10 protein-coding genes and 1 tRNA gene are annotated in these 11355 nt (G+C 67.8%); 8 read left to right on the forward strand and 3 right to left on the reverse strand.

What is annotated here, in order from left to right:
* The 6 genes from hflK to VGF12_RS06915 all read left to right on the forward strand — a co-directional run.
* The coding region (gene hflK / locus VGF12_RS06890) for an FtsH protease activity modulator HflK (RefSeq protein ID WP_331175300.1) at positions 1-634 on the forward strand (634 nt) is incomplete at its 5' end.
* Positions 635-648: 14 nt separating this feature from the next.
* Positions 649-1542: a protease modulator HflC gene (hflC, locus tag VGF12_RS06895; protein WP_331175301.1), complete on the forward strand. Its 894-nt coding sequence runs from the start codon at positions 649-651 to the stop codon at positions 1540-1542.
* Positions 1539-1721 carry a DUF2065 domain-containing protein gene (locus tag VGF12_RS06900; protein ID WP_331175302.1) on the forward strand — a complete coding sequence of 61 codons (183 nt, stop codon included), beginning with the start codon at positions 1539-1541 and terminating at the stop codon, positions 1719-1721. The genes hflC and VGF12_RS06900 overlap by 4 nt, the downstream gene beginning before the upstream one ends.
* Before the next feature lie 73 nt (positions 1722-1794).
* Complete coding sequence (locus tag VGF12_RS06905) at positions 1795-2958, forward strand: ATP phosphoribosyltransferase regulatory subunit (RefSeq protein WP_331175303.1); 1164 nt, start codon at positions 1795-1797, stop codon at positions 2956-2958.
* 40 nt (positions 2959-2998) lie between these two features.
* Positions 2999-4333 (forward strand): adenylosuccinate synthase, encoded by a 1335-nt coding sequence (locus VGF12_RS06910; RefSeq protein ID WP_331175304.1) that lies wholly within the window; start codon positions 2999-3001, stop codon positions 4331-4333.
* A gap of 30 nt (positions 4334-4363) precedes the next feature.
* Positions 4364-4885, forward strand: coding sequence for a phosphoribosyltransferase (locus VGF12_RS06915; protein ID WP_331175305.1), 522 nt, complete (start codon positions 4364-4366; stop codon positions 4883-4885).
* 276 nt (positions 4886-5161) lie between these two features.
* On the opposite strand, the gene VGF12_RS06920 is transcribed toward VGF12_RS06915, so the two are convergent.
* Positions 5162-5246: transfer RNA gene (locus VGF12_RS06920), tRNA-Leu, on the reverse strand.
* Between the two features lie 113 nt (positions 5247-5359).
* Between VGF12_RS06920 and rnr the strand changes: the two genes are divergently transcribed.
* Positions 5360-7639 carry a ribonuclease R gene (gene rnr / locus VGF12_RS06925; protein WP_331175309.1) on the forward strand — a complete coding sequence of 760 codons (2280 nt, stop codon included), beginning with the start codon at positions 5360-5362 and terminating at the stop codon, positions 7637-7639.
* Positions 7640-7648: 9 nt separating this feature from the next.
* Here the strand turns inward: rnr and VGF12_RS06930 are convergent, their stop codons facing one another.
* Both VGF12_RS06930 and VGF12_RS06935 read right to left on the reverse strand, forming a co-directional pair.
* Positions 7649-9001, reverse strand: coding sequence for an NAD(P)H-hydrate dehydratase (locus VGF12_RS06930; protein ID WP_331175306.1), 1353 nt, complete (start codon positions 8999-9001; stop codon positions 7649-7651).
* 10 nt (positions 9002-9011) lie between these two features.
* Positions 9012-10262 carry an NAD(P)/FAD-dependent oxidoreductase gene (locus VGF12_RS06935; protein ID WP_331175307.1) on the reverse strand — a complete coding sequence of 417 codons (1251 nt, stop codon included), beginning with the start codon at positions 10260-10262 and terminating at the stop codon, positions 9012-9014.
* Positions 10263-10583: 321 nt separating this feature from the next.
* Between VGF12_RS06935 and rpsB the strand changes: the two genes are divergently transcribed.
* Entirely contained in the window at positions 10584-11330 is a 747-nt protein-coding gene (gene rpsB / locus VGF12_RS06940; RefSeq protein WP_331175308.1) for a 30S ribosomal protein S2, read from the forward strand.
* Positions 11331-11355 lie beyond the last annotated feature (25 nt).

Consider the following 11355-nt stretch of genomic DNA (forward strand, 5'->3'; position numbering starts at 1 on the left):
TGAGATCGTCGGCAAGAGCGCGATGGACTCGGTGCTCTATGAGCAGCGCGATGCCATCGCGGCCGAGCTGGTCAAGTCCATCCAGGCCCAGCTCGACCGCCTCAAGGCCGGCATCCAGATCAAGAACGTCAACGTGCAGAGTGTGCAACCGCCCGAGCAGGTGCAGGCCGCGTTCGAAGACGCGTTCAAGGCCGGGCAGAACCGCGAGCAGACCAAGAACGAGGCCCAGGCCTACGCCAACGACGTGATCCCGCGTGCCCAGGGCGATGCGGCCAAGCTGCGAGAGCAGGCCGAGGGCTACAAGGCCCGCGTCATCGCCGCCGCAGAGGGTGACGGGCAACGCTTCAAGAGCGTGTTGGCCGAGTACCAGAAGGCGCCGCAGGTCACGCGCGATCGCATCTACATCGACACGATGCAGCAGGTCTACAGCAACGTCAGCAAGGTCATGGTGGACAGCAAGTCGGGCTCCAACCTGCTGTACCTGCCCCTCGACAAGCTGCTGCAGCAGGGCAATTCGGGCACGGTGACGGTGTCGCCGCCGCAGCCCTCCAGTGCCTTGCCCGACCCGCAGACGCTGCCGGGCTCCAACGACCTGCGCAGCCGTGATAACCAGCGCAGCCGAGACGGCCGCTGACCGAGGATTCCCGAATGAACCGTATTGCCGCCATCCTCGCCGGTGCACTCGTCGTCCTGATGCTGCTGTCGTCGATGCTCTTCATCGTCGACCAGCGCCAGTTCGCCGCCGTCTACGCATTGGGTGAGATCAAGGAAGTCATCACCGAGCCGGGCCTGAAGTTCAAGCTGCCGCCCCCGCTGCAGAACGTGGTCATGCTGGACCGCCGCGTGCAGACGCTGGACAGCCCGGAGTCCCGTCCCATCTTCACGGCCGAGAAGAAGAGCCTGGTCATCGACTGGCTCATCAAGTGGCGCATCACCGAGCCGCGTCAGTTCATCCGCAACAGCGGCATCGACATGCGCAACGTCGAAAACCGTCTCGCGCCCGTCGTGCAGGCCGCCTTCAACGAGGAAGTGACCAAGCGCACCGTGCTGGCCGTGCTGGCCACCGAGCGGGAGAAGGTCATGCAGGACGTGCGCAAGCGCCTGGCCGACGAGGCCAAGCAGTTCGGCATCGAGGTGGTGGACGTGCGTATCAAGCGCGTGGACTTCGCCTCCAGCATCACCGATTCCGTCTACCGCCGCATGGACTCCGAGCGCAAGCGCGTGGCCGCGGAGGCGCGTTCCACGGGTATCGCCGATGGCGAGAAGATCAAGGCCGACGCCGACCGCCAGCGCGAGGTCATCGTCGCCGAGGCCTACCGCGACGCGCAGAAGATCAAGGGTGAGGGTGATGCCAAGGCGTCGGCCCTCTACGCCGAAGCCTTCGGTCGCGACCCGCAGTTCGCCCAGTTCTACCGCTCGCTGGAAGCCTACCGGGCCAGCTTCAGCAAGAAGAGCGATGTGATGGTCGTCGACCCGAGCAGCGACTTCTTCAAGGCCATGCGGGGCTCTGGCGCCGGAGGCGCCGCACCGGCACGCAAGTGAACGAACTGCTGACCGCACTCGCGCTGGTGATGATCATCGAGGGGCTGATGCCCCTGATCAGCCCCGGGCGCTGGCGTGAGGTCTTCAGCCGCATCCTCGCCATGAGTGACGGCCAGATCCGCTTCATCGGGCTGGCCAGCATTCTGATGGGCGTGTTCGGACTGCTCTGGTTGCGCTGATCCGAACGCTGGCGGGCCGCAGGCCGGGGAGGGCACCGGTACAATGCCGTTTTTAACCGCCTAGCCTGCGCCCATGTCCTCTGCTTGGCTGCTGCCCGAGCACATCGCCGATGTCCTGCCCTCGCAGGCGCGCCGCATCGAAGAGCTGCGTAGAGAGCTGCTCGACATGGCCCGCAGCTACGGCTGCGAGCTGGTCATCCCGCCGCTGCTGGAGCACCTCGATTCCCTGCTGTCCGGCACCGGAAGCGGCTCCGAGATCAAGCTCTTCAAGCTCGTCGACCAGATCTCCGGTCGCAGTCTGGGTCTGCGCGCCGACACGACGCCGCAAGTCGCGCGCATCGACGCCCATCTGCTCAACCGCCGGGGTGTGACACGGCTGTGCTACTGCGGCCCCGTGGTGCACACGCGCCCCGACGGCCTCAATACCAGCCGCGAGCCGCTGCAGTTCGGCGTGGAAATCTATGGCCACGCCGGCCTGGAGGCAGACCTTGAAGTGCAGGACCTGGCCCTGGACGCGCTGTGCCGCGCTGGTCTGTCCAAGGTGATGCTGGACCTCGGCGACGCACGGCTGCTGCAAGGTGTCCTCGACGGCGTGCCGCTGGCCCCTGAGGCCCTGGCCGCGCTGACGGCGGCGCTCGCCGCCAAGGACGTGGCCGTACTGGCCGACCTCACGGCAGACTTGCCCGCACCGACGCGCGACGCCCTCATGGCATTGCCCGGCCTGTTCGGCGGCCGCGAGGTGCTGGACGAGGCGGCGCGCCGTCTGCCCGACCATCCGCTCGTGAAGGCCGCTCTGGCGGACCTGGCCTGGCTGGCCGGGCAGCTTGCCGCGGTCCACCCCGAGGTCAATCTGAGCTTCGACCTGGCCGACCTGCAGGGCTACGCTTACTACACCGGCATCCGCTTTGCGGCCTATGCCGAAGGTTGCTCCGACGCGGTGCTGCGCGGTGGCCGCTACGACGAGGTGGGTGCGGTGTTCGGCCGCCGCCGCCCGGCCGTGGGCTTCAGCCTGGACCTGAAAACGCTTGTAGGCCTGGTGGCGCCGACGCCGCTGCGCGCGGCCATCCGCGCGCCCTGGGGTGAGGACGCCTCGCTGCGCCAGGCCGTGCGCGAGTGGCGCGAGAAAGGCGAGACGGTGGTGTGCGTGCTGCCGGGCCATGAGGCCGAGGCTGACGAATTCGACTGTGACCGCGAACTGGTTCGCGGTCACGCTGGCTGGGAAGTCCGCTCGCTCTGAGCGGTGCCCGCAAACTCTTTTCCAAAAGCAGGCAAACCAAATGCAAAGCCAAACCGCGCGTGGACGCAATGTGGTCGTCGTGGGCACCCAGTGGGGTGACGAGGGCAAGGGCAAGGTGGTGGACTGGATGACGGACCACGCCCACGGCGTGGCGCGCTTCCAGGGCGGCCACAACGCCGGCCATACGCTGGTCATCAAGGGCGTGAAGACGGCGCTGCAGCTCATCCCCAGCGGCATCATGCGTGACGGGGTGCCGTGCTACATCGGCAACGGTGTCGTGCTGGATCCGACCCATCTGCTGTCCGAGATCGAGCGTCTGGAGGCCGCTGGCGTGGAGGTGCGTTCGCGCCTCTTCATCAGCGAGAGCTGCCCGCTGATCCTGCCGTTCCACGTGGCCGTGGACAAGGCGCGCGAGCAACTGCGCGAGAACAGCGGCAGTGGCAAGATCGGCACCACCGGCAAGGGCATCGGCCCGGCCTACGAGGACAAGGTGGCTCGCCGCGCGCTGCGTGCCCAGGACCTGAAGCACCCCGAGCGTTTCGCCAAGAAGCTGCGCGAGTTGCTGGAGCTGCACAACTACGTGCTGAAGGGCTACCTCAAGGCCGAGGAACTGTCCTTCGAGCCCATCTTCGAGCAGGCCATGAAGATGGCCGAGCAGATCAAGCCCATGCTGGCCGACGTCGGCTACATGATCCACAAGGCCCACCTGGCCGGCCAGAACATCCTGTTTGAAGGTGCCCAGGGCACGCTGCTGGATATCGACCACGGTACCTATCCCTACGTCACGTCCAGCAACTGCGTGGCCGGCAATGCCGCCGCGGGGGCCGGCGTCGGCCCGCAGTTGCTGCACTACATGCTGGGTATCACCAAGGCCTACACGACGCGCGTGGGCTCGGGCCCGTTCCCGACGGAGCTGGACTGGGAAAAGCCCGACACCGTCGGCTACCACCTTTCCACCGTGGGTCAGGAGCGCGGCACCGTGACTGGCCGCGCACGCCGCTGCGGTTGGCTGGATGCCGCCGCGCTCAAGCGCTCGATCATCATCAACGGCATTACGGGCCTGTGCCTGACCAAGCTGGACGTGCTGGACGGACTGGCCGAGATCAAGATGTGCGTGGGCTACCAGCTGAACGGCAAGACCCTCGACATCCTGCCGCTGGATGCCGATGAAATCGAGGCCTGCACGCCCATCTATGAGACCTTCCCGGGATGGACCGAGACCACCTTCGGCGCCACGTCCTGGGACGCGCTGCCGGCCAATGCGCGCAGCTACCTGAAGCGCGTGGAAGAGGTGATCGGTGCGCCCATCGACATGGTCTCCACCGGCCCCGACCGCGAGCACACCATCGTGCTGCGCCATCCGTATTCTGCTTAAACCAACCTCTCATCACGGAGACGCCCAAACATGCTGACCGACGACGGCAAACACCTCTACGTGTCCTGGGACGAGTACCACCTGCTGACCGAGCGCCTGGCGCTCAAGGTGCACGCCTCTGGCTGGCAGTTCGACCAGATCCTCTGCCTGGCCCGTGGCGGCATGCGCCCGGGCGACGTGCTGTCGCGCGTGTTCGACAAGCCGCTGGGCATCATGTCCACCAGTTCCTATCGCGCCGAGGCCGGCACCATCCAGGGCCGCCTGGACATGGCCAAGTACATCACCATGCCCAAGGGCGAACTGGCCGGCCGCGTGCTGCTGGTGGACGACCTGGCGGACTCCGGGGTGACACTGAAGGCCGTCGTGGAGCGACTGCGCGGCATGCCGGCCATCACCGAGTTGCGCTCGGCGGTCATCTGGACCAAGAAGGTCTCGGCCTACACGCCGGACTACTACTGCGAGATGCTGGAAACCTCGCCGTGGATTCACCAGCCGTTCGAGGAATACGACGGCATGGGGCCGGACCTGCTGGCGAAGAAGTTCGCTGTTTGAGAGCCGGCGTGTGGCGCGGATCGAAAGTAGCTCGGTTTGTGCCACCACTCGACGAAGCGCCCATCGAGGGCGCCTCGTCGGGGACTCGGTCGCGTTTCGCGGCGTCAGCGTCCGGCTTCGCGCATACAGGCGCCACGCCTTCATGGAGTCCATCCAGGCATCGGACAATCCGCAGGGCGTGGCGCCAGTTCTCGGTGGCGTGGCTTTCGAGGCCGCTGTCGGAGCGCCAAAAGCAAAAAGGCCGGCGCTTTCGCGTCGGCCTTTTTGCTTTTGTTTTGGTGCCCAGGAGAGGACTCGAACCTCCACGGAGTTACCCGCTAGTACCTGAAACTAGTGCGTCTACCAATTCCGCCACCTGGGCAAGGTACTCAAAACTTCTTGTGAAGTCCTGAGCCGTTTCAGGAAAACAGAGACTATATCATCAAAAACTTGAAGAACACAAATTCATCGCCTCCGGGCGACGGCGCGGGCCTGCTGGGCGAGGTCGAGGGCACCTTGCAGGGCCATCGCGATGGCCACGGCTTCCTGATCCCCGACGACGGTTCGGCTGACATCTATTTGTCGTCGCAGGAGATGCACGCTGTCATGCACGGTGACCGTCTGCGCGTGCGTGTCGTGCGCTTTGACAAGCGCGGGCGCCCAGAGGGACGCGTGCTGGAGATCCTCGAGCGCAAGAAGCGGCCACTCATCGGTCGCCTGCTGCTCGAATCCGGCGTCTGGCTTGTCGCGCCCGAGGACCGGCGCATGGGACAGGACATCCTCATTCCCAAGAACGGCATCGCCAACGCGACGGCCGGGCAGGTGGTGGCCGTTGAGCTGACCGAGCCGCCCTCGCTGTACTCGCAGCCGGTGGGGCGCGTCGTCGAGGTATTGGGAGAGATCGATGACCCCGGCATGGAGATCGAGATCGCCGTGCGCAAGTACGACGTGCCGCACCGCTTCAGCCCCGAAACGCTGGCGCAGAGCGCCAAGCTCCCCGAGCGGCTGCGCGCGGCGGACCTGAAGCACCGCATCGACCTGCGCGATGTGCCGCTGGTCACCATCGACGGTGAGGATGCTCGTGACTTCGACGATGCCGTCTACTGCGAGCCCTTCAAGCAGGGACGCGGCAAGAAGGCCTTCGAGGGCTGGCGCCTGCTGGTCGCCATCGCCGACGTGTCGCACTACGTGAAGCCCGGCGAGCCGCTGGACGCTGATGCCTACGAGCGGGCCACCTCCGTCTACTTCCCGCGCCGTGTGATCCCCATGCTGCCGGAAAAGCTGTCCAATGGACTGTGCTCGCTGAATCCGTACGAGGACCGGCTCAGCATGGTCTGCGACATGCTTGTGTCCACCGACGGTACGGTCACGGCCTACCAGTTCTATCCGGCGGTGATCTGCTCGCATGCGCGCTTCACCTACACCGAGGTGGCGGCCATACTAGCCAACACGCATGGTCCCGAGGCCGCCAAGCGCGGCGAGCAGGTGCCGCACCTGCTGCACCTGCACGAGGTCTACCGGGCCCTGCTGGCCGAGCGCCACCGCCGCGGCGCCATCGACTTCGAGACGACCGAGACGCAGATCGTCTGCGATGACAACGGCCGCATCGAGAAGATCATCCCGCGCACGCGCAACGATGCGCATCGGTTGATCGAGGAGGCCATGCTGGCCGCCAACACCTGCTCGGCGGACTTCATCCAGGGTGCCAAGCACCATTCGCTGTACCGTGTGCACGAAGGGCCGACGCCCGAGAAGCGCCAGACGCTGCAGGCCTACCTGCGCTCGCTGGGCATAGGCATGGGCATCTCCGACGACCCGACGCCGCGGGAGTTCCAGCAGCTTGCCGAGGCGACCAAAGACCGGCCCGACGCCCAGCAGATCCACACCATGCTGCTGCGATCCATGCAGCAGGCCATCTACACAGGCAGCAACTCGGGCCACTTCGGCCTCGCCTATCCGGCCTACACCCATTTCACCAGCCCGATCCGGCGCTACCCCGACCTGCTGGTCCACCGTGTCATCAAGGGTCTGCTGACCGGCAAGCGCTACACGCTGGACGCGGCCAAGATGAACGTGCCGCAGGCGCCCAAGCGTCCCGGTCGCGCTGCGCCGCCCAACCCCGCCGAAGCTCGCAACGAGGCCGAGCGCTGGGAGGTCGTCGGCGCGCACTGCAGCGCCAATGAGCGCCGTGCCGACGAGGCCAGCCGCGACGTCGAAGCCTGGCTGAAATGCCGCTACATGCGCGACCGCCTTGGCGAGGAGTTCGCCGGCACCGTCAGTGCCGTCACCAGCTTCGGCCTGTTCGTGCAGCTCGATGCGCTCTACGTCGAAGGCCTGGTGCACATCACCGAGCTGGGCGGCGAGTACTACCGCTTCGACGAGGTGCGCCAGGAGCTGCGGGGCGAACGCACGGGCATCCGCTACGCGACTGGCGCCCGCGTGCAGGTGCAGGTCAGCCGCGTGGACCTGGACGGTCGCCGCATCGACTTCCGCCTGGTGCGAGACGGTGATGAACAGCGGGCCAGCGGTCGTGGCAGTGCGGCCAAGCCCGCGGGCAAGCCGTCGGGCAAGGTGGCTGCCAAGAAGCGAGCACCGAAGACCGCAGTCGAAAAGCTCGAAGAGGTGCGGCAGACCGACCGTGACGTGAAGAAGAGCCGCAAGGAAGTCGTTGCCGCTCTGCATCCGGTCAAGGCGGCGCAGCAGGCCGCCAAGCGGGCGGCCAGCAAGGCGTCCAAGAAGACGACCGCCAAGGCAGCGCCGCGCAAGCGCCGCTGAGGCGTGGCTTCAGCGCTGCGCGGCCAGGCGAGCTATGAGGTCGCCGGCCCGCAGCACCTGGCCTGTCTCGCCGGCGCGGCCGTGCGCATCCACGCCGGCGCAGGCGATGACATGGGCGCTGGACGTCGACTGCTGGGCCCACAACCCGCCCAGCCAGCCGGCCAGCACGTCGCCGCTGCCGGCGGTGGCCAGCGCCGGGCCGCCACTGGCGCATATGGCCGGCCGCTCGCCGGGGGAGGCGACGATGCTGCCCGAGCCTTTCAGCACGATGCTGCAGCCGAAGCGCGTGGCTAGATCCTGTGCTGCGGCCAGGCGGTCGGTCTGTAGGATGGTGGTGTCGCGGCCCAGCAGCCGGGCGGCCTCCAGGGGGTGCGGCGTCAACAGGGTCGAGCCCGGCGACCGGGCTCGCAGCAAGGCCTGCAGGCCGTGATCTGCGGCAATGGCGTTCAGCGCGTCAGCGTCGACGATCACACGCGGCAATTGGTGGAGCAGGTCGGGCAGCGCGCCTGCCAGGCCCGGGCCGGCGCCGCAGCCCAGCACGCCCACGGCCTGCGGCAGCTCGGCCAGGGTGCCGCGCATCAATTCGGGCCGGCCAGGGTCGGCGGGCTCGCTGGCCGTCTGGCCCAGCAGATCCACATAGACCCGTCCGGCGCCGCAGGCCAGTGCCGCGCGCGCGGCCAGCCGTGCCGCGCCCTGCATGCCCGGCGCGCCGCCGACCACCAGCACCTGGCCGTGGCTGCCCTTGTGGCTGGTCGGACTGCGCCCGGGTCGGGCCGTGGGGCCGAGCAGGTCCGCGGTCGGCGCCTCGTCCGGCCCAATGCCCAGATCATCGAACCAGATCCGTCCGCAGTGCGCGCGGCCCTCGCCAGTGAACAGGCCGGGCTTGAGTGTCAGCAGCGTCAGCGTGTGATCGGCCCGCACGGCACGTTCGCCGGCGGGCTGGCCGGTATCGGCGAGCAGGCCGCTGGGCAGGTCGACGGACAGGATGGGCGCGCCGCAGGCCTGCATTGCCGCCATCGTGGTCAGCAGCTCATTGTCGGGGGCGCGGTTCAGTCCCAGGCCCAGCAGCGCATCGATGACGAGGGTGGGGTGGGAAGGGGCGTCGTGGCCGATGTGGACCGGCACCCCGTGTTGTGCCAGCCATCTCGCGGCCACCCGGCCGTCGCCGCCGTTGTTGCCGGGGCCGCAGGCCACCCAGACCGGGCCGTCGCCACGCCGCAGCGCCAGCGCCAGCTTGGCGATGGCCAGGCCGGCCCGCTCCATCAGGTCAGGTGAATGGGAGAGGGCGCGCGCCTCGATGCGCCGGCTGGCGGCGACGTCGAACAGAGGCAGCGAGGAGGTCGTGGGCAGCAGCGGGTGCATGCCCGGGAGCTTAGGCCAGTCTTTGCGGGCCGAGTTCGGCGATGTCCTGGGCCGGAGCCTGGCCGGCGATCAACTGGGCCAGAACTTGAGCGCTGCCGCAGGCCAGGCCCCAGCCCTGGCCGCCGAGCGAGAGGTTGAGCCACACGCCGGGCTTGCTGCTGGCGCCCAGCAGCGGCAGGCCGTCCGCGCTCATCGCGCGGCGGGCCTGGCCCTGCTGCACCTGCTGGTGCAGCACCGAGCCGGGGAACCAGTGTTGCAGCCCGCGGTGCAGGGCCTCGAAGTCGGGGCTGACCTTGGCGCGGGTGCCGGTGACGGTGAGGCCGCCGGTCACGCGCACCCGCTGGCCGGTGCGCGCCACGGCGAGGCCGCGGGACGGATCCAGCCAGCCGGCCTTGGGTCCCAGCTCGGGGTGGGCCTCCAGCAGCCGCAGCGGCGCCGTGACGGATGCTTCGTGCCGGGCTGACAGTGGCAGGCGCTGGCCCAGCAGGGGCGGGGCGTCCAAGCCATTGCACAGCACGACGGCGTCAAAGCGAGCATCCTGCGGGCCGACGGGCTGGGGCACGGTGTCCCCGGCTTCGCGGTCGGTGCCACGCGTTGGCGCCTCCGCGGGCGGGGTGTACTCGTGGCGCATCATGAGGCCCGCGCCGTCGGCGGAGATGGCGCGCACGGTGGTGTGGAAGCGGAACTCGACGTCCAGTCGCTGTGCCTGCAGGCGCAGCTGTTGCGCGAACAGGCGGGCATTGCCCGCGCCACCCTGGGCGAGTGCCAGCGCGGCGGCCAGCGTGGCGCCGGCATTGAGGCCGGGCTCCCGCAGGCGGGCTTCGCCGGCCTCGATGAGCTCCACTTGCAGGCCGAGGGCCTTCCAGCCTTCCAGCCGGGCTTCCGCGGTAGCGACGTGCTTGGCCTCGGTGAGTGCGACGAGCAGGCCGTCGCTGGCCTCGTCCTCCAACCCCAGTTCACGACGCAGCTCGGCTGTGCGTGCCAGGCTCAGCTGGCTCAGCGCGGCGAGCTGGCTCGCCGCGTCGCCACCCTGGCGGCCGGAGCGCCAGCGGCGGAAACGAAAGCCCAGTGGCGCAGGTGCGCCGGCTTCCGCGAGGCCGGGCACGAAGGGGGAGAGCAGGGCGCTGCTGGCGAAACTGGCCTGTTCGGCCACGCTGCCGCCGCGCTCGAAGACCTGCACCTTGAAGCCTAGCGCGGCCAGTTCGTAGGCCGTCGTGACGCCCGCCAGACCGGCGCCCACCACCGCGATGGTGCGGCTCACGCGGGCACCCGGCGGGCAATCGCGAAGGACGGGCTGGCGACCGCGGCGGGGCGGTGTCGGCAGGAGAAGGCCATGGGTTGTGTATACTCTGCGGGTTTTGCCGGAGGGGGTGGCTCTTCGAGCTGCTTGATTGACGGCAAAAACGGTTGTGAGGGGTGTGTGGCCGAAGGATCCAAGTGATCACGGCGCCCACTCGTTGCAACAAATCGCAAACCGGCCACGCAAAGGTGTTGCGGTCTGCGGTGTTCAGGAAACAGCTGTTTCCAGGCGCTGCAACGCAATTCGGGCCGGATTTTAGACACAACCTTCGGAGCAAGACCCATGTCTGTCACGATGCGCGAGATGCTGGAAGCCGGCGTCCATTTCGGCCACCAAACCCGCTTCTGGAATCCCAAGATGGCCCCGTATATCTACGGCCATCGCAACAAGATCCACATCATCAACCTCGAGAAGACGCTGCCCGCGTTCAACGATGCGATGAAGTTCGTGCGCTCGCTGGCTGCCAAGCGCGGCACGATCCTGATGATCGGCACCAAGCGCCAGGCCCGCGAATTCATCGCCGCCGAAGCTCAGCGCGCCGGCATGCCCTACGTCGACTCGCGTTGGCTGGGCGGCATGATGACCAACTTCAAGACGGTCAAGACCTCCCTCAAGAACCTGAAGGACATGCAGGCCCAGGTCGAAGCTGGCACCCAGCCCGCGATCAAGAAGGAAGCCCTGCTGTTCCAGCGCGACATCGCCAAGCTGGAAAAGAACATCGGCGGCATCCAGGACATGACCGCGCTGCCGGACGCCATCTTCGTCATCGACGTCGGCTATCACAAGATTGCCGTGGCCGAAGCCAAGAAGCTGGGCATTCCCGTCATCGGCGTGGTTGACACCAACCACTCGCCCGAAGGCATCGACTACGTCATCCCCGGCAACGACGATTCGGCCAAGGCTGTGGCGCTGTACGCCCGCGCCGTCGCCGACGCCGTGCTGGAAGGCCGCGCCAACGCCGGCACCGAGCTGGCCCAGGCTGCCGCTCCGGCTGGTGATGAATTCGTGGAAGTCAACGAAGGCAACTAAGCCCTCGCGACACCCACACGAAGGG

The organism is Roseateles sp. (assembly GCF_036404855.1).
Classification (GTDB): Bacteria; Pseudomonadota; Gammaproteobacteria; order Burkholderiales; family Burkholderiaceae_C; genus Pelomonas.

Excerpts from the sequence above, each read along its gene's own strand:
- hflC (WP_331175301.1), top strand. The coding sequence starts at position 649 with ATGAACCGTATTGCCGCCATCCTCGCCGGTGCACTCGTCGTCCTGATG.
- rpsB (WP_331175308.1), top strand. The coding sequence starts at position 10,584 with ATGTCTGTCACGATGCGCGAGATGCTGGAAGCCGGCGTCCATTTCGGC.
- VGF12_RS06905 (WP_331175303.1), top strand. The coding sequence starts at position 1,795 with ATGTCCTCTGCTTGGCTGCTGCCCGAGCACATCGCCGATGTCCTGCCC.
- VGF12_RS06915 (WP_331175305.1), top strand. The coding sequence starts at position 4,364 with ATGCTGACCGACGACGGCAAACACCTCTACGTGTCCTGGGACGAGTAC.
- VGF12_RS06910 (WP_331175304.1), top strand. The coding sequence starts at position 2,999 with ATGCAAAGCCAAACCGCGCGTGGACGCAATGTGGTCGTCGTGGGCACC.
- VGF12_RS06930 (WP_331175306.1), bottom strand. The coding sequence starts at position 9,001 with ATGCACCCGCTGCTGCCCACGACCTCCTCGCTGCCTCTGTTCGACGTC.